The organism is Sphingobacterium hotanense, from assembly GCF_008274825.1.
Lineage (GTDB): Bacteria > Bacteroidota > Bacteroidia > Sphingobacteriales > Sphingobacteriaceae > Sphingobacterium > Sphingobacterium hotanense.
This window is the reverse complement of record NZ_CP030848.1, coordinates 2,532,614-2,555,750: the sequence shown is the minus strand read 5'-3', so window position 1 is coordinate 2,555,750 and position 23,137 is coordinate 2,532,614. Positions and strand designations below refer to the sequence as shown.

21 protein-coding genes are annotated in these 23,137 nt (G+C 39.4%); 11 read left to right on the top strand and 10 right to left on the bottom strand.

The window, feature by feature from the left end:
* The first annotated feature begins 85 nt into the window (after positions 1–85).
* On the top strand, positions 86–388 hold the full coding sequence (locus DSM08_RS10695) for a helix-turn-helix domain-containing protein (RefSeq protein WP_149526146.1): 303 nt from the start codon (positions 86–88) through the stop codon (positions 386–388).
* Between the two features lie 96 nt (positions 389–484).
* Here the strand turns inward: DSM08_RS10695 and DSM08_RS10690 are convergent, their stop codons facing one another.
* Positions 485–2,116 (bottom strand): ABC-F family ATP-binding cassette domain-containing protein, encoded by a 1,632-nt coding sequence (locus DSM08_RS10690; protein WP_149526145.1) that lies wholly within the window; start codon positions 2,114–2,116, stop codon positions 485–487.
* Between the two features lie 301 nt (positions 2,117–2,417).
* On the opposite strand from DSM08_RS10690, the gene DSM08_RS10685 reads away from it, so the two are divergent.
* Genes DSM08_RS10685 through DSM08_RS10660 form a run of 6 tightly spaced genes read left to right on the top strand, consistent with a single transcriptional unit; the run spans position 2,418 to position 7,045 of the window.
* Positions 2,418–3,080 (top strand): MarR family winged helix-turn-helix transcriptional regulator, encoded by a 663-nt coding sequence (locus tag DSM08_RS10685; protein WP_149526144.1) that lies wholly within the window; start codon positions 2,418–2,420, stop codon positions 3,078–3,080.
* Positions 3,077–4,558, top strand: coding sequence for a phytoene desaturase family protein (locus DSM08_RS10680; protein WP_149526143.1), 1,482 nt, complete (start codon positions 3,077–3,079; stop codon positions 4,556–4,558). The genes DSM08_RS10685 and DSM08_RS10680 overlap by 4 nt, the downstream gene beginning before the upstream one ends.
* A complete protein-coding gene (locus DSM08_RS10675) occupies positions 4,555–5,391 on the top strand; it encodes a phytoene/squalene synthase family protein (protein WP_149526142.1) in 837 nt (278 codons plus the stop codon). The genes DSM08_RS10680 and DSM08_RS10675 overlap by 4 nt, the downstream gene beginning before the upstream one ends.
* Positions 5,388–5,840: a hypothetical protein gene (locus DSM08_RS10670; RefSeq protein ID WP_149526141.1), complete on the top strand. Its 453-nt coding sequence runs from the start codon at positions 5,388–5,390 to the stop codon at positions 5,838–5,840. Before DSM08_RS10675 ends, DSM08_RS10670 begins: the two co-directional genes overlap by 4 nt.
* A gap of 51 nt (positions 5,841–5,891) precedes the next feature.
* Complete coding sequence (locus tag DSM08_RS10665) at positions 5,892–6,353, top strand: sterol desaturase family protein (RefSeq protein WP_149526140.1); 462 nt, start codon at positions 5,892–5,894, stop codon at positions 6,351–6,353.
* Complete coding sequence (locus DSM08_RS10660; RefSeq protein WP_223110801.1) at positions 6,353–7,045, top strand: lycopene cyclase domain-containing protein; 693 nt, start codon at positions 6,353–6,355, stop codon at positions 7,043–7,045. Before DSM08_RS10665 ends, DSM08_RS10660 begins: the two co-directional genes overlap by 1 nt.
* Here DSM08_RS10660 and DSM08_RS10655 read toward each other — a convergent pair.
* From DSM08_RS10655 to DSM08_RS10635, 5 genes are all read right to left on the bottom strand, one after another.
* On the bottom strand, positions 7,016–8,011 hold the full coding sequence (locus DSM08_RS10655) for a tetratricopeptide repeat protein (protein ID WP_149526138.1): 996 nt from the start codon (positions 8,009–8,011) through the stop codon (positions 7,016–7,018). The two genes, DSM08_RS10660 and DSM08_RS10655, sit on opposite strands and share 30 nt — an antisense overlap.
* A gap of 142 nt (positions 8,012–8,153) precedes the next feature.
* Positions 8,154–8,621, bottom strand: a complete 468-nt coding sequence (locus DSM08_RS10650; protein WP_149526137.1) for a hypothetical protein — start codon at positions 8,619–8,621, stop codon at positions 8,154–8,156.
* 53 nt (positions 8,622–8,674) lie between these two features.
* A complete protein-coding gene (locus DSM08_RS10645) occupies positions 8,675–9,364 on the bottom strand; it encodes an SOS response-associated peptidase (protein WP_149526136.1) in 690 nt (229 codons plus the stop codon).
* Positions 9,365–9,439: 75 nt separating this feature from the next.
* Positions 9,440–10,615: a Na+/H+ antiporter NhaA gene (gene nhaA / locus DSM08_RS10640; protein ID WP_149526135.1), complete on the bottom strand. Its 1,176-nt coding sequence runs from the start codon at positions 10,613–10,615 to the stop codon at positions 9,440–9,442.
* Between the two features lie 3 nt (positions 10,616–10,618).
* Entirely contained in the window at positions 10,619–12,061 is a 1,443-nt protein-coding gene (locus DSM08_RS10635) for an alanine/glycine:cation symporter family protein (RefSeq protein WP_149526134.1), read from the bottom strand.
* Positions 12,062–12,472: 411 nt separating this feature from the next.
* On the opposite strand from DSM08_RS10635, the gene DSM08_RS10630 reads away from it, so the two are divergent.
* The gene (locus DSM08_RS10630; RefSeq protein ID WP_149526133.1) at positions 12,473–13,321 is read left to right on the top strand and encodes a mechanosensitive ion channel family protein; all 849 of its coding nucleotides are present in this window, start codon (positions 12,473–12,475) and stop codon (positions 13,319–13,321) included.
* 12 nt (positions 13,322–13,333) lie between these two features.
* Here the strand turns inward: DSM08_RS10630 and DSM08_RS10625 are convergent, their stop codons facing one another.
* The 3 genes from DSM08_RS10625 to DSM08_RS10610 all read right to left on the bottom strand — a co-directional run bounded on the left by DSM08_RS10625 (position 13,334) and on the right by DSM08_RS10610 (position 16,312).
* The gene (locus DSM08_RS10625) at positions 13,334–13,750 is read right to left on the bottom strand and encodes a hypothetical protein (RefSeq protein ID WP_149526132.1); all 417 of its coding nucleotides are present in this window, start codon (positions 13,748–13,750) and stop codon (positions 13,334–13,336) included.
* Between the two features lie 218 nt (positions 13,751–13,968).
* Positions 13,969–14,334, bottom strand: coding sequence for a WG repeat-containing protein (locus tag DSM08_RS10615; protein ID WP_149526130.1), 366 nt, complete (start codon positions 14,332–14,334; stop codon positions 13,969–13,971).
* A 229-nt stretch (positions 14,335–14,563) separates the two neighbouring features.
* On the bottom strand, positions 14,564–16,312 hold the full coding sequence (locus tag DSM08_RS10610) for a hypothetical protein (RefSeq protein ID WP_149526129.1): 1,749 nt from the start codon (positions 16,310–16,312) through the stop codon (positions 14,564–14,566).
* Between the two features lie 336 nt (positions 16,313–16,648).
* Between DSM08_RS10610 and DSM08_RS10605 the strand changes: the two genes are divergently transcribed.
* Positions 16,649–17,287 (top strand): DUF6266 family protein, encoded by a 639-nt coding sequence (locus DSM08_RS10605; protein ID WP_149526128.1) that lies wholly within the window; start codon positions 16,649–16,651, stop codon positions 17,285–17,287.
* An 87-nt stretch (positions 17,288–17,374) separates the two neighbouring features.
* Positions 17,375–17,569 carry a hypothetical protein gene (locus DSM08_RS10600; protein WP_149526127.1) on the top strand — a complete coding sequence of 65 codons (195 nt, stop codon included), beginning with the start codon at positions 17,375–17,377 and terminating at the stop codon, positions 17,567–17,569.
* A 200-nt stretch (positions 17,570–17,769) separates the two neighbouring features.
* On the opposite strand, the gene DSM08_RS10595 is transcribed toward DSM08_RS10600, so the two are convergent.
* Entirely contained in the window at positions 17,770–19,845 is a 2,076-nt protein-coding gene (locus DSM08_RS10595) for an alpha/beta hydrolase family protein (protein ID WP_149526126.1), read from the bottom strand.
* 207 nt (positions 19,846–20,052) lie between these two features.
* On the opposite strand from DSM08_RS10595, the gene DSM08_RS10590 reads away from it, so the two are divergent.
* Positions 20,053–23,127, top strand: a complete 3,075-nt coding sequence (locus DSM08_RS10590) for a SusC/RagA family TonB-linked outer membrane protein (RefSeq protein ID WP_149526125.1) — start codon at positions 20,053–20,055, stop codon at positions 23,125–23,127.
* The last annotated feature ends 10 nt before the right edge of the window (positions 23,128–23,137 follow it).

Sequence of the window (23,137 nt, the reverse complement as noted above, 5' to 3'; positions counted from 1 at the left end):
AATTATTAATTAAGTTTGATTATAATCAATTTTTTGAAATTGAAAGTGGTTGATATTCAATTTTTTAAATTAAAAATAATAGTATATGAAGACCTTGCTACTTCAGACGAAAATATCAGTAGATAAAGTTTTGACTTTATTGACTGAGCATATCGAATCGCAGAAAAAACTAGAAGGGCAGGGTGTTGACCCAAGCGATATGATGGGAGGAGAACGCACAAAAATCGTTCTTTATGATGCACATGATGTTCGCGAGATTTTGCGTATTGAGCGAAGTACATATTACCGTTGGTTGAAGAGCGGTTTGCTAAAGCCTATACAAATTAAAGGTAAGCATTATTATACCTCACGATTTATTGAGGACTTGAAGCGAGCACAGGGGAAATAGCTGTGGGATATATTAAAAGAGCCCTTCATCTGATAGTGAAGGGCTCCTGATATTTTTGCAGTTCTCTTTGTCGATTATTTTAGATGAGGCATCGGCTTACTTTTCAATTTCTTTTAAGCTCGCCATTTTCTTGTATTCCAAGAATCCCTTGATATCTTCAAAGTGTTCTCTAACTCGTTTGTTACCGAATTCAAACACCTTCGTTGCTAATCCGTCTAAGAAATCGCGGTCGTGGGAAACAAGAATCAGTGTTCCGTCGAAATCTTGTAGTGCATCTTTAATGATGTCTTTGGTTTTCATGTCGAGGTGGTTGGTAGGCTCATCCAGAATCAGCACGTTGACTGGTTCTAACAAAAGTTTGATCATTGCCAAACGAGTTTTCTCACCTCCGGATAATACTTTTACTTTCTTTGTTGTATCATCGCCACTGAACATAAACGCGCCCAATAGATCTTTTATCTTCACACGTACATCGCCTACGGCAATTTGATCGATCGTCTCGAATACTGTTAATTCTTCATCGAGTAGAGCAGCTTGGTTCTGTGCGAAGTACCCTATTTTTGCATTATGACCAACCTTCAATGTTCCCTCGAAGTCGATCTCTCCCATAATGGCTTTGATCATGGTAGATTTACCCTCACCATTTTTCCCAACGAAAGCAACCTTCTGTCCGCGCTCGATAACCATATTCGCGTCTTTAAAAACTAGATGGTCGCCATAAGATTTGCATAAGTCTTCGACAATAACAGGATAGGTCCCTGAACGTGGGGAAGGCGGGAACTTTAGGCGTAATGCCGAAGTGTCTACCTCATCAATTTGTATGATTTCCAATTTCTCCAACATTTTTACGCGCGATTGTACCTGCAAGGTTTTAGAATATGTTCCTTTGAATCGGTCAATAAACTCTTGGTTATCGGCGATAAATCGTTGTTGCTCTTCGTATGCTTTCTGCTGGTGCATTCTACGCTCTTTACGGAGCTCTAAGTAATGGCTATATTTTGCTTTATAATCATAGATTTTGCCCATCGTCACTTCAATCGTGCGGTTGGTGATATTATCAACAAATGCCCGGTCGTGAGAAATTACTATAACGGCTTTAGCTTGGGTGACTAAGAAATCCTCAAGCCATTGTATACTCTCGATATCCATGTGGTTGGTAGGCTCATCGAGTAGAATAAGGTCTGGTTTTTTTAATAAGATTTTCGCCAATTCGATGCGCATACGCCATCCGCCTGAAAATTCAGATGTTTGACGCGTGAAGTCTGTTCTTTCAAAACCTAAGCCCTTTAATACCTTCTCTACTTCTGCATCGTAGTTCGTCTCCTCGATGGAATAGAATTTCTCGCTCAATTCTGAAACGCGTTCGATCAGCTTCATGTAATCATCGGATTCGTAGTCGGTACGAACATTTAACTGCTCATTTAATTCCTCCAACTCATCACGCATTTTATATACCTCGTCGAAAGCCTTTGATGTTTCTTCAAAAACCGTCAAGTTGTCTTTGGTCAATAGGTGTTGTGGTAGGTAGGCAATTACTGCATCCTTAGGGCCAGTTACCGATCCTGTTGTGGGTTTACCAACGCCAGCAATAATTTTTAACAAAGTTGATTTTCCAGCACCATTTTTACCCATTAAGGCGATTTTGTCATTTTCGTTTATTGCGAAAGATACATCGCTGAAAAGAGTTGTTCCACCAAAGGAAACTGATATATTATTTACGTTGATCACTATAGCTTTTTTTAAATCAGCTGCAAAGATAATTATTAGAATAGTATTTAGTAGTGAGTATTTAGTATTAAGACATATAACGGCTTTTTAAGTTACCGGAAGATTCAAAGTTCGGAGCTAGAGGGGCTTGTGCGCTTATGGGAAAAAAGAAATTGTTCAGGAATGAAAGAAAAGAAATTTATTCCGAAAGTTCAGTCCTCAATAGGTCTAAATACTAAATACTAGCTACTAAATACTATTTTTTTTTAATAATATACTTTATTTAAATTTTAATAGTATATTTACATACTATTATTAAGAAATGAAATACAATATTTTAAAAGATATGATTGCGCTTCTTGAGGTTTTTGAAGCGGAGAGTCAGTTGGATGAAATATATACAAAGGATACAGAGGGGTTTATCGACTGGCTTATGAATAGGTATGCAAAGGATAACGATGCGCTGGAGGTCGACTGGGAAGGGAAGGAGAAGGGCAGAAGTGCAGAAAGTGTTATCAACACTTTACTAGTTCATATGGGGCGATATGCAAAGAGTTATTCCAAGTCTGCGATTCATGGGTCGGGCTTTACGTCACAGGACGATTTTATCTATCTGATTACGCTGAAATCCTTTGGTGAGATGACGAAGATGGATTTGATTAAGAAAAATGTGCATGAAAAGCCTAGCGGGATACAGATTATCAATCGACTGATTGCACAGGGCTGGGTGGAACAATTTAATTCGTCGACAGATAGAAGGAGTAAAGTGTTAAGGATTAGTGAGCAGGGTTTATCAGTGTTGGAGCAGCAGATGGATAAGATTCGTATGGCTTCGGATATCGTGACGGGGAACCTTACGAGCAAGGAGAAGTTGGAGCTGATCCGTTTGCTGGAGAAGCTGGATGTATTTCATTTGGCTATTTACGATAAGCAGATTGAGAGTGAGCATTTATTAGAAGAAGGAGTTAAAAGTAAAAAACGATGAGGAAAAAAGTTGCCATCATAGGTTCTGGTTTTTCAGGTTTGTCTGCCGCTGCATATGCTGCGAAAGCGGGCTTTGATGTTCACGTTTATGAGCGCCATGATCAACCTGGTGGCCGTGCCAGGCAATTTTCTACCGATGAGGGCTTTGTTTTTGATATGGGCCCAAGCTGGTATTGGATGCCTGATATTATTGATGGATTTTTTGCTGACTTTGGCTATCAAACTTCTGATTTTTATCAGTTAGTTTCTTTGAACCCTCAGTTTGAGATGATATTTTCTGCTGCAAATATGCGTGTTCCAAAAGATTTTGAGGATATGGTTGAACTGTTCGAATCCAAGGAAGCGGGGGCAGGTCTGCAACTGCGTAAGTTTATGGAATCGGCGAAATTTAAGTATGAAATTGGGATGAAGGAATTTGTGAATAAGCCTTCACAGAGCTGGCTGGAATTTATTTCACCAAAGATTGCGAAGAATTCACTAAAACTGGACATATTGTCGAACTTTCGAAACTATGTTGCCCGTTATTTCAAAAGTGCAGAACTGAGGACCTTAATGGAATTTCCGGTTATTTTTCTTGGCGCCTCACCCAAAGACATACCTGCTCTGTATAGCTTGATGAATTATGGTGGCTACGCACTGGGAACCCATTATCCTATTGGTGGGTTTTATCAGCTTGTTCGGGCGATGTGCGTCGTGGCGGAGAAGCAGGGAGCAACTTTTCATTTTAATACGCAAGTGGAGGAGCTTCAAGTCGAAGGAAATAGAGTCAGCGCTTTAAGGATTGATGGTGTTTTAGAGCAATTTGATGTGGTTATTGCCTCATCAGATTATCATCATACTGAAACTTTATTGCCAAAGGGGTATCGAAATTATACGGAAGATTATTGGAAGACGAGAACTTTCGCACCTTCGAGCCTGATTTATTATTTAGGAATTGATGAGCGTATTCCTAGCCTAACGCATCACAGTTTGTTTTTTGAGAACGAGTTAGATGATCATATTTCCTGCATCTACGATGATGTGAAATGGCCGGACAAGCCTTTATTCTACGCATGTTGCCCGTCAAAGACGGATCCACATGTTGCGCCGGCAGGCAAGGAAAACTTATTCCTTCTGATGCCACTCGCGATCGATATTAGCGATCCGGAAGACAAACGCGAGCATTATCTGCGAGCGATGCTGAAGCGATTAGAGCGGCATACCGGCGCTCATGATGTTTATTCTAAGATTATTTATAAGCGAAGTTATTGTGTCTCGGATTTTAAGCGAGATTATCACGCTTATGGTGGCAATGCTTACGGCTTAGCCAATACGTTGCAACAAACCGCCGTCTGGAAGCCTAAAATTCGAAATAAGCGACTTCCGAATTTATTCTATACGGGGCAACTAACGGTTCCCGGTCCAGGTGTACCACCTGCTATTATTTCGGGTCGGATTGTAGCCAATGAGATTATAAAACTAAAAAACAGCACTATATGAAACAGAAATTTGACGAGCTTTCCTTCAGCATCAGTGAGGTGATTACCAAAAAGTATAGTACGAGTTTTTCTTTAGGGATTCTAGCTTTAAAGCCGACGATTCGCCCAGCGATTTATGCGATTTATGGTTATGTGCGCCTGGCGGATGAAATCGTCGATAGTTTTCATGGTTATGACAAGGAGAAGTTGCTGAGGCGATTAAAGATTGAAACTCAACATGCAATTGAGGACGGCATTTCCATCAACCCCATTTTACAATCTTTTCAGGAAACTGTAAACCGTTACAAGATTGATCAGGATTTGATCGACCAATTCCTGCACAGCATGGAGATGGACTTACAGCAGGTAGATTATAATTCGGATTTGTATAAGGAATACATCTATGGTTCAGCAGAGGTCGTGGGCTTGATGTGTCTACAAGTGTTTACGGAGGGGAATAAGGAAAAATATAATGAGCTGAAGCCTTATGCCATGAAGTTGGGATCGGCATTTCAAAAGATTAATTTCCTGCGAGACCTAAAAGATGATTACCATATTTTGGGACGCACTTATTTTCCCAACATCGATATGCAAGTTTTCGACAATCAGGTGAAGGTGCAGATTGAACAGGAGATACATGCAGAATTTAAAGAAGCACTGATCGGAATTAAAAAACTGCCCAGTTCGGCTATGTTCGGAGTATACTTAGCCTATAAATATTATCTCTCCCTATTTAAAAAAATTCGGAGTAAATCCTCTTCTGAGATATTAAATAAGCGTATTCGTGTACCGAATTCGGAAAAAGCTTATGTTGCTTTGAAATGCTACGTTCGATATAAATCAGCTTGGTTATGATCAAGTATACGTTTCTGTTTGTTTTTTTGCTTTCTGCAGTGTTTTGCCTGGGTAATGATCTGTCGGACGTACGATTGAACTATAAGCGATGCATCGCTGATAAGGAACTTTGCAGACGGCTAATTGTTAAATTGGAGAGGTCTAAGAATCCCACACCGATTGAATTAGCGTATTTAGGTGGTTTGAAGACGATTTGGGCAAACCATGTGTTTAGTCCTATTGCTAAGTTGAGCACCTTTAAGGAAGGGCGTAAAGACATTGAGCGAGCCATTCGTCAAGATCCCAAGAATCCGGAATTGCGCTTTGTTCGCTTATCTATTCAGAAGAATGCTCCTTCATTTTTAGGCTATAAATCGAATATTGCTGAGGATCGTCGATTTATCCAAGAGAATTGGGGAGGCTTTGAGTCCGATATGCCAACAGCCGATGTCAAGGCATTAATAGAATAAGTTTTGGCGATTTAGAAAATTAAATATGTTTTACTGTTATTATCTGTCGATATGCTAAATATTTTAATCACCCTTTTGACTTTTATCTTGATGGAAGGCGCGACTTGGCTGATCCATAAATATGTGATGCATGGCTTTTTATGGGTTTTACATCGGGACCATCATGATCACAGCTCGGATGGGGCTTTTGAACGAAATGATTATTTCTTTGTGATTTTTGCTAGCCCAACCATTGCAATGATGTATTTTGGATCCTTAGCAGCATACAATTATCTGTTCTTTATAGGTTTAGGTATTATGTTATATGGGATGGCCTATTTCTTTGTACATGATATTTTTATTCATCAACGCCTGAAGGTTTTTAGTAAAAGTGAAAATCGTTATTTTCTGGCTTTACGACGAGCGCATAAGCAACATCATAAGCATATTGGGAAAGAAGACGGCGAGTGTTTTGGGTTTCTTTATGTACCCATGAAATATTTTAAAATGTATTTTAAATCAGAGAAAGCATAATGAGCTATACCTATCTATTGATATTATTCTTTACAATTATCATCTGTTTTCTTGCTTCCTTCGATCGGCGGATCCGTTTTGATCGTCATTTCTGGTCTTTCTTGAAGGCGTCAATCATTGTCGCCATTCCATTTATTGCCTGGGATGTTTGGTTCACAGCACACGGCGTTTGGTGGTTCAATACAGATTATACGATAGGTCTGAACGTTGCTGGTCTTCCAATTGAAGAATGGCTATTTTTTATATGTATACCATTTTCCTGCGTTTTTACTTACTACTGTATTGAAAAATTCTTTAATCTATCTTGGCTCCTAGGCTTTAATAATCTCATTGTCTTTATAACGGTGATTGTTTGCGCGCTGATGGCTCTGCTTCATTACGATAAAATATATACCTTAGTAACGGCTATTGCTACGTTGAGTACAGTAATTTATTTGCATTTCGTGGCTCGAGTGGACTGGATTGCGAAGGCATCTTTTGTATTCAGTATTTTGATGCTGGGTTTTTTTCCTGTTAACGGTGTTTTGACAGGTACAGGTTTAGAAAGTCCGATTGTGAACTATAATCCTAGTGATTTCCTAGGAATCCGGATGCTTACTATTCCAATCGAGGATGCTGTTTATGGTTATACGCAATTTCTGTTAGTACTTTATTTCTTTAAGTTATTTAGCCTTAGGGCTAAAGTATCTTAAGTAGTTTCGTATTTTGAAATTAGTTTCATCGCCCAGTATTCGGAATGTTTTGTCTGCCTTTTCTAATTGGTTAGTTGCGAGATAAGAGACTCCTAGATGTATGATATAATCTTCATAAAACAGGCCTGTAAATCTTTTCTTATCGAATTCTATGTTCAAACCTTTTTCATATTCTTGAATTGCTTTTTCAAATTCATTTTGCGCATACCAATCGTCGCCGCTCAGATAGTGATCATAGACCTTTTTCGTAGGTTCGTCGAATGATTTGTACATTTTGAAAAATTGAAAAGGGGTAGAAACAAGTAATGTTTTGCCGGTATTATTTCTATAAAACTGGTTTGCGGCGAATACTGCTTTTCTGACTTCGGCTTCCATCTTCTTGTCGTTGATGCCTTCGATGAGAATGTCGCTGATGAAATTCTCGGGACTTAATAAAAAGTCTATCGTAAATTGAAAATTTCCGGACGTCTTCTTCTTAAGTAGTGGGGAATTTGCGATGACATAGAATTGCAATTCTTTAACCTCCGGATGTTGGAAGGTGACGTCGGAAAGTTTATTCATTTCATAAACCTCTGTAGACAAGTTCGGTACCCTCTTTTCTTTAAATTCAGGATATTTTTTGATGAAATCTGTGTGTTTGAGAAGGCATAGCTTTTTGTTGGATCCGGATTCAATGAGGATCAAGTAGTCATCGCTGAACCCATATTTTAAAGTTCTGGTACCTAACTGGATTTCACTACTACCAATAAACCTCGCTGGTTGCTCATAGCCTTGAATCTCGATCATATGAGGTGAAATGACATAAATAGCTTCGGTAGAGAATTGTATGTCATTGATCGGTAGTAAGGAATTATCTTCAGATAAGACAATGTCCAGGACCCATTTACCCAACAGTTTTTCGGTTTGGGCATGACTCGGGCTAATAAATTGCAGGGTCAAAAAGAGGGATAATAATAATGGCTTCATAACTAATCCGTGTTCACGGGAATTTGCCTACAAATTAAGGATATCTATTGTAATTTTCATTTTAATCTCTTCATATTCCGAATATCACTACATTTTAAAGAGTGTAGGCAAGGAACTTACTCGTGTTGATGCATGATTTAGTTTATCTCTCTTCCTTTTGCCAGGTGATTTCGCCTCGTTTAATCATCTCCATATATTTCCTTAGATGTGCTTCAGTGACACTGCGCGTAGGGTCGTCTAGGTGGTATTCAAATTGACGCGTAAAGCGATTGTAATTGATACTCGCTATATATCTATTATTGTCGTATATATGCCATAGTCCACCTTTTTTACTTCTGATTTCGACGACATGTCTTTCCCCATCGAGGTAGAATAAGTCTTTTATAGTCCAATCAAAACGCAAGATTAAAGCATCGATAATGGCTTGTTTTATATCTTCATCGAGGTATCCATATGCACATTTCCATTCACCCTGTTCTTTGCGAAAGATATACAGGGATAAACCGTCTTTTCCCGTTAGGTTATAGTCGCGCATCCCCAAACCTCTATCGTTAACAGATAGCTGTGCATACATGACACGGTTGCGACAGTGGATTTCTAAGGGTTTCATTTTGACAAATTACTAAATTTTTTAGTAATTTATCAAAATGAATTTTACAGAAATTAGATAGCATTTTGTATATCAGGTCGATCTGTATCTTCTCCACGCGCAGCTGTCACACGGTATGTTTGATGAGCCGCTAATTCTCCTGCGTAAGGTTTCATTAGCTGTTGGATTTCGTTTTTCCCATTAGCATATAACCACGCATCTCTTTCCTGAGGCGAGATAATCAATGGCATTCGTTTTTTTTCGTTATGTATTTCTTCGAGTAAGGGGTTCGCAGGCGTTGTAATAATTGAAAAGGTGGGGTAGTGCTCTCCGGTTTCTTGGTCGGTAAAGTCGGAGAATACAATACCGAGAGTAAAAATCTCTTTATTTGGTTTGTAAATGAAATAGTTTTCTGTTTCTTTCTGGCCTCTGACTTTATGAGGCTCGTAGAATCCATTAACGTAGAGTAGGCCTCTATTTATATTGATGTAATTTTTATAGGAAGCTTTTTCAAATATCGATTCGGATTCTGCATTGAGCGTATTGGCATATTTAGCGGCATCTGCTTCTGTTTTTACCCAGAAAGGGATTAGTTTCCATTTTGCCTCTCGAATGCTATCGTAGTCGCTATTTAATGTAACTGGCAGATTTGGTCGGGCGAATCCCGACACATGGTAAATCTCTTTTCCTCGATAACTGATTTTTTTATCAGGGAATTGCTGCGTTAATTGTTGATTACTGGGGGTGGCAGAATGGTAGCACATAGCAGAATTTTAAGTACTAGTTTTGAAGCTATAATATTTAATCTTTCTAAAATGTTTTGAATTGAATTAATTCGTCTATGACTGATTTTTTACTGAGCTAGCGCGTAATATGATAAATCCAAGTACGCCAGCTAAAAGTGATGTTATTAAGATAGCAAGCTTAGCTTCTGCAATGTGTGTTTCAGACTCGAACGATAGTAGCGCAATGAAAATAGACATGGTGAATCCAATTCCGGCCAATAGACCCACGCCGAGAATATGACGCCAGTTGGCATTTTCTGGAAGCTCACTCAATTTCAATTTACGGCATAGAAATGCGATCAGCATGATACCGATTGGCTTACCAAGGACCAGTCCTAATGCGATTCCCAATCCCAAGGAGGATGTTAAGCCTTGAATCATAGAGTCTTCCAATGTTATATTGGTATTTGCGAAAGCAAAAATTGGAATTATCAAAAGATTTACGGGTTTCACTAGGGCATGTTCCAATCGTTCAAGTGGCGATTCCACATCGGTGTCGTTTGTAGGTATAGTCATAGCAACCAGCACTCCAGCAATGGTAGCATGGATTCCGGAATGATGGATGAAATACCAAATAAAAACGCCTGGCAAGAGATACAAATAAGGATTTTGGATGTTCATTCTATTCATAGCGAGTAAAACGATCATTCCAATCGCTGCGTAAATTAAATAGGTCGTCTCGATCCCTGAAGAGTAGAAGAAAGCAATGACAAGAATCGCGATTAAATCGTCGACAATCGCCAATGCCGCGAGGAATATTTTAAGGCTGGCAGGAATTCTATTTCCTAGCAAATTAATTACAGCGAGTGCAAAAGCAATATCTGTTGCCATTGGAATTCCCCAACCGGATGAAGTTTCCGATCCAGCGTTCAGGCTTAAATACAGAATTGCCGGAACTGCAGCTCCCCCGATTGCACATAAGATTGGCAAGGATGCCTTTTTTGGAGATGAAAGCTCACCTTCGACAATCTCTCGTTTGATTTCCAATCCAACCATGAGGAAGAAAATTGCCATTAATCCATCGTTTATCCATAAAAGTATGGAGTATCGGAGATGAATTGACCCATTTTCAAATCCTAGTTGATGGTCGAGGATGTTCTGCAATGCTGGTGCTAGTGGCGAATTTGCTAGAATTAGTGAGACAATTACCGCTAAGAAAAGTAAAATACCCCCGGCATTACTCGAACGCAGGAAATCTTTGAAAACATGGAGATTGATAAGCTTTTGCATATATTATTTTTTAATTTTATCCCAAAAAGGGATGTTTGGAATCTTCATGGATTGATCGTCAAATATGGGATTATGTCCTTGGCTTTTTTGAAAAGCAAAATCTTTTTCCATTAGTACAACCTTCTGGTGTAGCAGAATGATCGCTATGATATTTAACCATGCCATTAATCCGACGCCGATATCGCCGAGTTGCCAGGCAGTAGAAGCAGTAGTTACACAGCCTTGATATACAGATAATAGCATCAGTATTCTCAAGCTCCAGGTTGCCAGATTATTTTTACTCTTCCAAAATAGAAAGTTGACATTGGTTTCGGCAATGTAATAATATGCCATTATGGTGGTGAATGCGAAAAACGTTAGCGCAATAGCGACAAATGAACTACCGATCATAGGAAAATGCTGGGAAACTGCCATCTGTGTGAATGCTGGTCCCGCCTCGATGCTGGGTAAATTTTGCACGATGAAAGAACCATCCGGGTGCTCGACATTGTACTGCCCGGTAAATAGTATCATGAGGGCGGTTGCAGTGCACACGAAGAGGGTATCGACATACACGGAGAAACCTTGAACGAGCCCTTGTTTAAATGGATGGTCGACTTCTGCTGCTGCGGCGGCATGGGGCGCTGTTCCTTGCCCCGCTTCATTGCTGTAGATGCCTCGCTTGACACCCCAAGATATGGCGGTACCTACGATTCCTCCAAATGTTGCGTCCAAACTGAATGCCGATCGAAATATTAATGAAAATACGGAAGGAATTTGATCATAGTTCATAGCGATGATAACAAAGGCCATGAGAATATAAACCCCAGCCATGAACGGGACGACCAATTCGGACACTTTACTGATTCTTTTTACCCCTCCAATAATAATCAATCCTAAAAGAGTCATGAGAACAAGCGCTGTGAGTACTCCTGATGTTCCAAAAGCCGTGTTTACCGCTACAGCAATACTGTTAGATTGCACACTGGGGAGAAGGAAGCCGGTACTGACAATGGTGACGATTGCAAATATTATTGCGAACGTTTTATTATTTAACCCATACCGAATATAATATGCCGGCCCACCTCTATATTGTCCATTAATTTCTTTTTTATATAGTTGTCCCAATGTTGCTTCTACGATAGCTGAAGCACTTCCAAGAAAGGCTATTGCCCACATCCAAAATATTGCGCCAGGTCCTCCCATGCCGATCGCTGTGGCGACTCCCGCGATGTTTCCCGTTCCAACGCGGCCAGAAATGGCAAGTGAAAATGCTTGAAATGAGGAGATTCCTTTGTCAGACGCTTTGCTATTGAACAGAAGACTTATCATTTCTCTAAGATAGCGTAGTTGAGGAAGTCTAAACCTAATAGAAAAGTAGGTTCCTGTTAATAAACAGAGATATACTAGGATGTCTGACCAGACAATGTTATAAACTATATCAACGATTTTCTTCAATAATTCCATAGGCGATTGCCGCAAAATATAAAAAGAAGTGCTTTGACTTGGGAATTATTGCATAGATTTTATCTATATAGTTACATTACAGAAATAATCATGATGTTTCCTATTCCTAGACATTTCATTGCAATGGGTTTTTAGTTCGACACTTTTATTGATTAGATGTTCTTTAATTTTGCTTATTAGTTTATTTTCGGTAGTTTTGTACCACATTAATTATTAATAGGCAGAATTAATCCTTGATTCTGTCAGATTAATATTCACAGCAATCGGTTTTGATGATCCAACGATTCAACATTTCCTTTAGATTTTTTCTATTCCTATAGTTGTGGAAATATGCTGGTGAAGTTGTTGGTCATGAAAATCAAAAGCTGTTTTATTTATTTAAACTTTTCGCGTATATAAAATTAAGATTTGATGCAGGTAGAAAACTTGGAAAATGTAGAAGGAAAGATTGAGAAATTTATTGACAGTGCTATTGGATATGCTCCGATATTGATTAGTTCGATAATATCAGCCGGATTGGTTTTGTTTTTGGGGCTCTGGCTGATACGATTGGTTCGGAAGCTTGTTGATAAGATTTTTGTACGTCGCGACATTGATCCTAGCATCAGGACATTTTTAGGGAACTTGATTAACTGGGTTTTAAAGGTTATGCTATTTATCGTAGTCGTTAGCCAGTTAGGGGTTCAAACTTCTACCTTTATTGCTGTAATCGGTGCTGCTGGTTTGGCAATTGGTATGTCCTTGCAGGGCTCGCTGTCCAACTTTGCGGGGGGCGTATTGATCCTTTTGTTTAAACCTTTTAGGGTTGGCGATTATATTTCTTCCTCTACAGGTGTGGATGGTACGGTAAAAGTGATTGATATTTTTAATACAAGACTTGTGACGCCCCAAAATCAGCTTGTGGTTATCCCTAATGGCGAGCTCTCCAACAGTAATATCACAAATTACACTGAGCTTGGGACACGAAGAACTTGGTTTGATATTGGTGTTTCTTATGATGCTGACCTGCGTAAAGCGAAAAGCATACTGTTGGATTGTATACGAAGCAATGAATTTGCATTTACTGATCCCGAGCCTGCGGTAGTGGTGACAAGTTTGGGCGATAGTGCCATAAACCTATCCGTTCGCGTTACGACGAGTAACGAGAATTTTTGGACGATGCAGGAGCAGTTAATCATTAGTTGTAAAGAAGCCTTAGATAAAGCTGGGATCGAAATTCCTTTTCCACAAACGGATATCCACATTAAGAAAAGTTCATAAGATAAATCGACATCATTCGGTCTTGATTCCCTTTTCTAGATAGTTCAAAATTTCGTTTAAAGGAATACTGAAGACGCCGGCTTTGTTTTCGTCGTAAGCAGATTTCCATCGGACATAGCCAAACTCGTAGTCTGGCATGGCGCAACGATCATTTTTTAAGTGAGTGATGCTGGCGAGTAAAGCTTCTTGGGAAAGCGGAAGGTGGGAAATATATTCTACAAATCCGGATGTAGTATGTGCAGTAGCAAGTTGGACTCCTGAAACATGAATATGAACGATGAAGTCATCTTCTTCGGGCTCTATTTTTACGATTATTAATGTTGAGTCTTCTTCATTTTTGCGTGTATGATAATGCCATTCCTGGCCGACCCGATATTCGATTAGATGGTTTTCCCGGTCTGCTTTATTGAATATTGAAAATAACCCCATAATTTTTGGTAATGCCGTTAATTTAGATCAGAAGTGATTTTTTATTTTGCGATGCTTCGGTTGTTAATCCATAAATTCATCGGATTCAGCAAATTTAGCGAAGTCGTTAATTCTTATTAGTTTTCCTTTCCTATTGAAAATATACCCATTTTTATCTTTTGTTGCCAGAATTTCACCGTCTGCGATGAAATCTATTCCTCGATATTCAATCGGAATAATCACTTTTCCCTCTTTATTGATGAGCCCCAAGTACCACCCAGCCTTCCGATGAGTTCACTAAATTCAGCTCCTTGATTAACTTTGGCTAAACCTTCATAAAAGGACTCTGCATTGTCATATTTTAATGGAATTTTGACTATTCCTTTTTTATCAATAAAACCAAATTTGTTATTCTTCATCACCAAAGCGAGATCGTCTGAAAAATCTTCGGCTCTGTCATATTCAGCTTGGATGACAATCTTGCCCTGAGCATTTTCGAATCCATATTTTTCATTTGCTTCTATTACACTGAGTTCTTGAGCGATTGAATACGAGGTAAGAAGCATAAAAGAAATGGATAGGATAGTCTTGATAATAGTGTTCATAAAGTTTATAACGTTGGGTTATTTGTAGAATGATTTCTATTTAGATGATCGTTTCAACAATGCATCTAGCCAAATGTAAATGTATCGTGCAACCCAAAAAATAGCTAGTTCTAGGTATTTGATGAATATTAACGGCCCGATCGCAGGAAGGATTATAAAAAAGAGCCGTTATTGCAACGGCTCTTCGATGTTAATTGTTAAAGGAAGACAAAATTATATAGGATGCTTATTATTTACTTTTCACACATCGTATTGGGAATCGACTGTCTCGACGTGGTCTTTCATCGTCGTTTTCCAAATCTGTATGTACGTATCTTTGTGATAGGAAATTGAAGCGTTTGTCGCTATTTTCATTTAGTGTTAAGAAGGTTGGAGGCGCATATAGATAGCTTCTCAACTCCATAGGGACACCATAGAGTCCACCTGTCGGGTTTGGTTCTTGTGCGTCGGAAGCATGGTAGATAACATCAAAATTTCGGAATGTAGAGATATCCGGTTCCGATTGCGGGATGTTGTTAGTTACAGCACCACGTAATCCACCACCGGCAAAGAATTTGAGCTTTGCTGGCTGTCCGGAATAAGTGTCTGTTCCTGTGAAATAAATATATCCTGCTGCGTCTTTTGTGTCGGTCAATGACGAACCTGTTCCATTAGGTTGTGTACCATTTAAAATGGAATTCTCGACACCACTTTCGCTGACTACTATTGGATTACCCAAGCTTTCAAAGTCAGCCAATGTTGGCATTCTCCATAAACCGCCTTCTATTAATCGGCAAGGATCATTGAGTGGAAGTTGAATTGCCGGCGTTTCTGCTTGAAATGTAGTATTCATTGCCGGTAGTAAAACTGATTCAGGGGATGCGTAATTCCAGTAATCTGTTAACTTGTAATCATATCCTGTTTCTTCAGGATTGTTTCTGTTGGAGTAGATCCCGTTGTTATACGTTAAGTTTCCTTTTGCCCAAATCAAGTCACCGACAATGATTCCTGAGGTTACAAAAGTTATGGTCAAGTTGTATTGATAGCCAGGCTTCAAGATGAAATTATCTACTGTTATGTCTGTTTTACGCGTTCCTCCCGCGTTCAAGGAACTAATCACTAAGGCATAGGGTGTTGAGCTGCCGTTGTAATAAATTAAGGGAGCACTGCTGAGTTTACTTTGACCTAAATTAGAGAATATAAAGTTTCTTGATTGCGCGGTACCCGTAGGCGTAAAGCTACCATCATCAAGCTTAATGTTTGATATTTGACTATAATGGCCACCGATTTTTGCGCCAATTTCCGTAATAGGTCCGATTGTAGAGGCATCAATGGTTGTCGTAATTTGGCTCACTTTATTTTTCAATATTAAATTGATATTGTTTTGTCCTGTTGTCGTCGTTACGGTTTGTTTTACATGGAGCCACGCGTAATTGTAGGTGTCTGTTAACGCAAGACTAGAGAGTATAACCGTGCTGGCGGAGAGTGCTGTGTTCGGCGCTGCTCCCGGGTCCTTTTGATTTCCAAGGGAATAAGCAATAAAGGTGTACTGTGTATTTCCATCGAGGATGAAGTTGCCTGCGGAAGCTTCGGACCCTGCTGTAAATAGTTTTTGATCTTTATATGATCCGTTTGAATTATATACTACGACGCGATAAACCATTCCTGTAGGAACCGGGACGATCGTTGTGGCGCGGGTTTTCTTTACGGTCTTTAGCTCTGCCCGAAGAAGCTTGCCGTCGGCCCATGGTATCTCAATAACTTGGTTGTCAGGGCTGTTTACTTGTGAAGGCAATGCTCTACTCTTGTTGTCTTCCTCTTCGTATTTCATGCCGATGTTAACACTGACTTCAGCGTCTCCTGGCGATCCGTTGAAATCGTTTTTTGAGCACGAAAATAAAATTGATGTGATCAGTAGGTAACAGCTAATTTGTATTAAACTGTAGACTCTGGTTGCTGTTATTTGATTCATATAATGCTGTGTGTAATTTGTATTCATGATTTCTTTTGAAGAGAAGCTAATGCTTCATATAGCGCATGGCTTTTCCTGCTGGCAAAGGTGTGTTTGTTTTAGTTAATAACAAATGATAACAATCACTTTATTTAATTATTAAAACTATAATAAACTATATAGAGATAATATAATGTTTAAATTAATCGATTGATGTGATTTGACTATCTGCTGTGCCATTTATGTTCATTTTTTGCTGTTATGTCTCACTTTATTCCATTTCAAAAAAGTTGTTTTTGAGCTCGTTATGTTTGCTCTCGATATCAGTAACAAGAGTTGGTCAGCATGCGGACCATTTGGTTTTAATTAAAAAAAATAGAAAACATGGCAAGAATTTTTAGTGGAATTTTAGGCGACTTTCAAGGAAAAGTCGGAAATGTGATTGGTAGTAGATGGAGAGGAATCTCATACATTCGTTCATTACCACGTCCCTCAGGGAAAAAACCTAGCGAAAAGCAATTGGCAGTACGGATGAAATTCAGTTTAGCATCTGCATTTGTTTATCCGATTCGTTCAATTGTTAACATTGGGTTTATGGATCCTAAGATTACCGACTCAACGGCAGTAGCTAATTTAATAGGATCGATAATAAATACTGCAATTATTGGTACTTATCCGGAATTGAAGATCGATTACAGCAAGGTTATCATCAGTAAGGGAGGTGTTCCTTCCTTGAAAGGCTTAGGGATGACCGCAAATAGTCCGTCTGAGTTCATTTTAAGTTCGGCATTCACTGCGGGACGTTTTAGTGGGAAAGGATCGGATAAGGTATTGGTTGTCGTTTATGATGATTTGAAGAAAGAGTACCTGGTCGTGGAAGATGCAACGCGCCTTTCGAAGCAGGCTAAGATCAGCGCCACGGAACATATGACAAGTGATAGCTTACACGTTTGGGTGTTTTGTATTGAAGAAAACACAAACGAAGTATCCGAGAGCCAATATTTGTTGATAAAGCGTTCTTAGCTCTTACACAAGCAAAGGTGTAACGAATGATAGTAGATACTAATATTAATTAATCGAGTGGCGAAGCTACTCTTACAAAAGCATGATATGAGACAAACATTAGAGCATATTCGATTCGTTGTAAAGATGATACTGAAATCTTCAGCGAAATTCCCGGACCGATTGATTCGGATCGGCAAGTACGTCGATTTCAGTATGGCGGTTCTTCTTCAACTGTTAGAATTAATTGAAAAAGATAAGCGGGATAAGGGGCCAAAAAACAGGGGTTTTGGATTGGTATAAATCGGTCTCCTTAGGGACCCTTGGAGGCACAGCCTGTTCCTTTTGGTTTAGTTTAACCTTAAATGATTTATTCAGCAGCGTTGTTCTGACCGTCATTGGATCATTGATAAGCTTTCTATTAAGCCTTTTATTAATAAGCAGACTAATGAAAAAGTAAGAAAAAAGGCACCTACGGGTGCCTTTTAATATGTATGTCAATTTTAATTGAGCTTGGCCTTACTTTTTGATTTTTGCGTTGTTTTGATCGAAGCTATTTTTCCTTGGACTTCCTCAATGTCAGATTGCGAAAGCGGATCTCCAGCGATATCACGAAGATTGTACATACGAATATCGGCAGGTGCTAATGCGGCAGCGAGGGTTAGATCTCCCCAATTGATGATACTTGGAATGTGAATAGCTTGGCTGTAAAAACTATCTAATCTGGCTTTTCGAACAAGATAACTGATTGGCGAATCGTAAGTTTCAACTTCGTCAATTTGATTGTTTAGGGCCGCCGCTAGAATAGAGGCGACACCCAATTCCTTGTTGCCATGAATATGGATTTCTTGCGCATTGAATTTTTGCTTTACAAAGTTTGCCAGGTGCGTTATTTGCTCAGTCCAAATACCCATCATATTCCGTCCCAACCAATGTTGCGAGCGGGAGAGGGTATGATGCTTTGGTAATCCTTTGTCGAATTTCTGACCAACGGAGGTACTATTAATTCCTAGTCCGGTAAGATCGGCTAGAACGACAGCAAAGCCTTGGTCACGGTATCTTCGCACGCTGTCATTTAGTTGGCCTTTCGGTATGTCTGCTGCGAATATGAGCTTAAATTTCTTTGCTTTTGAAGGTTTGCTGATTAACGCAAGTAGTTCATTTCCATTTGGAAATTTGATATCATATCGATCCCATGTATCGTTGATGATAGCCTTTGTGCTCTCGTATTGAGTTGGACTTGTTAGATCAATTTGAAGTTGCTTTTGAAGTTGCAAAAGATGCTGTTCTCGATTTATTTTTTTAGGATCGAAGTTGTTCAGTATATCTTTTGCTGTTTGTTGGCAATAGGCTTGCGTACTTAGTACTTCTGGCAAACGCTTTCCTTGGTCGAATACCTGGAGGGTTTCTTGGCTAAGCGTTGTGAGCGAAGCGTGGTTTGTGTTTTTTGTTGCTGTTTTATCGAGTAGATTTTCGTTGAACCATGAAATCATCGCGCGACGCTGCTCTGCCCAATATCCGTGTGTGGTGTTGAACAGTTGATAAGAGAAATTTGTTTCTGCGTTGTGTAGCTTATAAATGTGATTTGCTGTTCGATATGACCTAAACATTTCGCTTGGAAAGAAGGCTTTATTGCTATCATGAAGGGCATTGAATAAGCTAAGCTTTCGCGGAGCTATCAATCCGAGAATCTCAGATTCCTCAAGGAATGTGAGTCCATCTGGAAGCAATTCGCAAATACAATTGGCATTCATCACATAGGATTCAAAGGTGCCTACGGAAACGACAGGTACGGCGGCTTTAATCCGTTCGTCGACTGCTGTAATCCACATGGTTTGGTTGCCACCGCCACTTGCACCGGTCGCACCGATCAAGTTTTTATCTACATAGGATAGGGACTCTAGGAGGTCAATGGCACGCAGGTTATCAGTTATTTGCATGCCCATTAGGGTTTCACCTAAATCAATTAAATGGCCTCCCATGTGAGAACCATGATATTCAAAATTAAGATGTTCCGTGGATCGTTCGCCGGCGCCCCATGGATCGACGAGCAATGCAACATAGCCATTCTTGGCGAGATCTTGACCTACAAGTTGGTAGTTGTCATAGAACTTTCCATTTCTGGAATGGCCCATCATGACAAGCACCGCAGAGAATGGTCCGTTGCCATCTGGTATATAAAGATTGGCAGTAGTAAGCGAATTAGGACGAGTTTGGAAGGTGATATTCTTGAGCTCAAACCCTTCGAGTTTGGTGGTTTTGTGTTCGGTATATTTTAGTGGTAGATCGTGAAATCGTTTATAGTTGGTCTTTTCTTGAATAAACTGATTGATGGCATTTTTACGAGTTTGCCACTGTTGTATGTTTTGCGGCGCTATGAACTTTTTAAATTGCTTGGCAGCTTCGAGTTTTAGGCCGTTGGCCAAGACGTCTACATCAGAATCATTGACGATTGTCGGGATGCTGTCGTTGTTCTTTGACATGTTGATTGGGTTGGAGGGTGGGTGGATGGAACTAGTGAAAATTAATGCTGAAGTTCCAAACATAAACAATGAAGGTATTCTTGTGAATATTCTCATAATCTATCGGTTATTAGGTGAGTAAATAGGTGATTTACAATACAAGGTTATCGTTTTTTTTGTCGCTTTTAAAATAAATCGTCGATAACGCTATCGGTAATAAATTCAAGATGTCTAGTCAAGTTCTCGACATTAAATATTTAATATTGTAGAAGGTAGATGCTTCTACACAGGTGTTTACACTAAATCGCCAAATAAACATAAATTATGAGAAAAATCAACTTAGTACTTATTGTACCACTTTTGACATTCTCATTTAAATCAAATGCAGTACATGATTTTCCTGCTGGATCCAATGTTTCAAAATTGAGACATTGGATCCAGCAGAATGTTCAAGGGACTGTTACTGCATTAGATACAAATGAGCCATTAGTTGGTGTTACAGTTTCTTTGAAAGGTAAGCAAGGAAGTGCAGTAACAAATTCCGAAGGGAAATTCACAATTTCTGCAGAGCGTGGAGATGTTCTTATTTTTTCTATGTTAAATTTTGTCAAACAGGAAATCGTCATCGATGACCAGATCCAACGCCTTAGTATTAAGCTAGAACGTTCAAGTGAAGGTCTTGATGAGGTTGTGGTTGTGGGATATGGCGTGCAGAAGAAGGCTACACTTACCGGTTCAGTGGCATCGGTCCAAGGGGATGTGTTGAAACGAAGTCCGGCGGTAAGTGTTACAAATTCTCTTGCCGGTTTAATGCCAGGTTTAGTTGCGACGAATCGTTCTGGAGAACCTGGAAGCGATGTTTCATCTTTACTCATCCGAGGTGTAAATACCACTGGAAGTACTAGTCCGTTAGTGGTTGTTGATGGGATTCAGAATCCTCCAGGTTGGCAGAGAATTAATCAAAATGACATTGAATCAGTCAATATATTAAAGGATGCATCGGCTGCTATTTATGGTGCTCAAGCGGCCAATGGAGTCATTCTAATCACAACAAAGCGTGGCAAGTCCGGAAAGCCGATAATTAACTACTCAATGAATATGGGCTTAAATCAACCTACTAGGACTCCGAAATTGGCAAATTCAGCTCTTTTTGCAGAGTATGTTAATGATTTACTAGTTCAAGGAGGTCAGAGTCCGCGATATACTGAGGAAGAAATAGCAAAGTTTAAAAGTGGGTCTGATCCGAACTATCCAAACATCGATTGGTTTCAAGAAGTTCTCAAAAACATTTCAACTCAGCAGATTCACAACTTGAATTTGCGCGGAGGTAGTGAGAAAGTTAGATATTCGATTTCTGGCTCTTATACTAATCAGAACAGTATTTTCAAAAAAGGAATACACGACTATGATGGATTTACCGTTCGGTCAAACATTGACGCGGATGTAACTAATAATTTTACTGTCTCTGTAGATTTAAATTCAGTTTATAATAACAGGATTCGTCCAGGGACTCAAGATGCGTGGTATTGGTTGAACGCTTTGCCTTTCGTCCCTGTTTACTATGAGAATGGCTTGCCTTCCGCTGGGATCGAAAATGGATACAATCCCGCCGTAATGGTAACTGATGCTGCCGGAAAGAATACTCTAAATGATAAAAACTACAATATTAAAGGAGGATTCAACTGGAAAATTCTAAAAGTTGAAGGTTTGGAGCTAAATGGCTATTTGGTTTACACCGATGGTTATGCATATGACAAGCGCTGGAGAACTCCATGGACGGTATACAATTACGATCGATCTACTGATGAATATATTCCCATGACAGGCGGCGCTATTGTTTCTCCTGATTTGGCAATTCGTACGGACAAAACTGACGGGATTTTTTACAATCTCAAATTAAGTTATACTAGAACGTTTAAAGATCATTTTATAAGCGCCTTTATCGCAGGAGAGCAGTCAAGTTCTAAATCAAATTATCAACGCACGTTTAGAAGAAATTTCTTGTCGACTTCCATTGATGAAATGTTCGCTGGTGATCCAGCAACTCAAGAGTCGGATGGAATGTCTTACGATTTTGGTCGGCAAAGTTTATTTGGACGGGTGAGTTACAATTACAAGGAAAAATATTTAATTGATTTTAATGCCCGATATGACGGCTCGTTTGCTTTTGCGCCGAAAAAACGTTTTGGTTTCTTTCCAGGGGTTTCTGTGGCATGGATTGCTTCTAAAGACCTATTTCCAGAATCCGAAATAATCAATGAATTGAAAGTTAGAGGTTCAGTGGGGCAACTTGGTAATGATGCAATAAATCCATATCAGTATTTGGCTTCATACAATTTAGGATTGCAATATGGATATCATTTTGGACAAACTCCCAAGTCAAGTTTAGGAGCAGTGCCAAATGTTACACCAAATCCTGATATTACTTGGGAAGTCGCTACAATTTCAAATATCGGCTTAGATGCGTCTTTCATGAATCGGGCTTTTGAGTTGACTTTCGATGTTTTCAAGCAAAAGAGGTCTAATATTCTTGCACTACGTGTTTTAGAAATCCCCGCATATACATCTTTATCGTTGCCAACGGAAAATATTGGCGAGGTGGAGAATACTGGGATTGAAACTAGTTTAAAATATAACCGTTTTGCATCCGATGACTTTAAGTTTTCAGTAGGCGGGAATTTTGGATTTTCGAAAAATAAGGTGCTAAGCCTTAGTGAAGCGGATAATGTTCCTGCTTACCAAAAAGCGGAGGGAAAATTAGTTGGTGCAGACCTGTTTTATCAAGCAACTGGTATTTTCAGAACAGAGGAAGAGCTCGCAAATTCGCCAATTTTTCCTGGCTCAAAAGTTGGGGACCTACGGTATAAAGACGTCAATGAGAATGGGATAATTGATGCAGGAGACCGTGTCAGGATGGACCGATCTAACATACCTCAAATAACATTCGGATTAAACGCTAATCTCCAATACAAGAATTTTTCGATGTTCATAAATTTCGCAGGACAGGCAAAAGCTTGGCAATACTTTCATCAAAATGCCAGGATTGCAGTTAATGGATTAGAAGACCTCATTGCGAATCGTTGGCAGCCAGGTAGCTTAGATTCTAAATATCCGAGGATCCCGACATTAAGTGAGCCGGGAGAACCAAGTGGATTGAAGAGTACCTTCTGGTTGCAAAATGCATCATTTGTTAGGCTTAAGACTTTAGAATTGGGATATGATCTGGATCCCATCCTAGTTTCGAAACTAAAAATGAGTAGTGCTCGAATCTTTGTAAATGGAAATAATCTATTTACAATTTCAGAGATAAAGTGGTATGATCCAGAAGGTTCTTCTGATAGAGGCACATTCTACCCACAGAGTAAAGTGTTTAATTTAGGTTTAAGTGTCGGATTTTAAGAGATAGAGT

What these genes read in the sequence shown, in the direction of transcription:
- DSM08_RS10695 (WP_149526146.1), top strand. Translation starts at nt 86, where the DNA reads ATGAAGACCTTGCTACTTCAGACGAAAATATCAGTAGATAAAGTTTTG.
- DSM08_RS10685 (WP_149526144.1), top strand. Translation starts at nt 2,418, where the DNA reads ATGAAATACAATATTTTAAAAGATATGATTGCGCTTCTTGAGGTTTTT.
- DSM08_RS10680 (WP_149526143.1), top strand. Translation starts at nt 3,077, where the DNA reads ATGAGGAAAAAAGTTGCCATCATAGGTTCTGGTTTTTCAGGTTTGTCT.
- DSM08_RS10675 (WP_149526142.1), top strand. Translation starts at nt 4,555, where the DNA reads ATGAAACAGAAATTTGACGAGCTTTCCTTCAGCATCAGTGAGGTGATT.
- DSM08_RS10670 (WP_149526141.1), top strand. Translation starts at nt 5,388, where the DNA reads ATGATCAAGTATACGTTTCTGTTTGTTTTTTTGCTTTCTGCAGTGTTT.
- DSM08_RS10665 (WP_149526140.1), top strand. Translation starts at nt 5,892, where the DNA reads ATGCTAAATATTTTAATCACCCTTTTGACTTTTATCTTGATGGAAGGC.
- DSM08_RS10660 (WP_223110801.1), top strand. Translation starts at nt 6,353, where the DNA reads ATGAGCTATACCTATCTATTGATATTATTCTTTACAATTATCATCTGT.
- DSM08_RS10655 (WP_149526138.1), bottom strand. Translation starts at nt 8,011, where the DNA reads ATGAAGCCATTATTATTATCCCTCTTTTTGACCCTGCAATTTATTAGC.
- DSM08_RS10650 (WP_149526137.1), bottom strand. Translation starts at nt 8,621, where the DNA reads ATGAAACCCTTAGAAATCCACTGTCGCAACCGTGTCATGTATGCACAG.
- DSM08_RS10645 (WP_149526136.1), bottom strand. Translation starts at nt 9,364, where the DNA reads ATGTGCTACCATTCTGCCACCCCCAGTAATCAACAATTAACGCAGCAA.
- nhaA (WP_149526135.1), bottom strand. Translation starts at nt 10,615, where the DNA reads ATGCAAAAGCTTATCAATCTCCATGTTTTCAAAGATTTCCTGCGTTCG.
- DSM08_RS10635 (WP_149526134.1), bottom strand. Translation starts at nt 12,061, where the DNA reads ATGGAATTATTGAAGAAAATCGTTGATATAGTTTATAACATTGTCTGG.
- DSM08_RS10630 (WP_149526133.1), top strand. Translation starts at nt 12,473, where the DNA reads ATGCAGGTAGAAAACTTGGAAAATGTAGAAGGAAAGATTGAGAAATTT.
- DSM08_RS10625 (WP_149526132.1), bottom strand. Translation starts at nt 13,750, where the DNA reads ATGGGGTTATTTTCAATATTCAATAAAGCAGACCGGGAAAACCATCTA.
- DSM08_RS10615 (WP_149526130.1), bottom strand. Translation starts at nt 14,334, where the DNA reads ATGAACACTATTATCAAGACTATCCTATCCATTTCTTTTATGCTTCTT.
- DSM08_RS10610 (WP_149526129.1), bottom strand. Translation starts at nt 16,312, where the DNA reads ATGAATACAAATTACACACAGCATTATATGAATCAAATAACAGCAACC.
- DSM08_RS10605 (WP_149526128.1), top strand. Translation starts at nt 16,649, where the DNA reads ATGGCAAGAATTTTTAGTGGAATTTTAGGCGACTTTCAAGGAAAAGTC.
- DSM08_RS10600 (WP_149526127.1), top strand. Translation starts at nt 17,375, where the DNA reads ATGAGACAAACATTAGAGCATATTCGATTCGTTGTAAAGATGATACTG.
- DSM08_RS10595 (WP_149526126.1), bottom strand. Translation starts at nt 19,845, where the DNA reads ATGAGAATATTCACAAGAATACCTTCATTGTTTATGTTTGGAACTTCA.
- DSM08_RS10590 (WP_149526125.1), top strand. Translation starts at nt 20,053, where the DNA reads ATGAGAAAAATCAACTTAGTACTTATTGTACCACTTTTGACATTCTCA.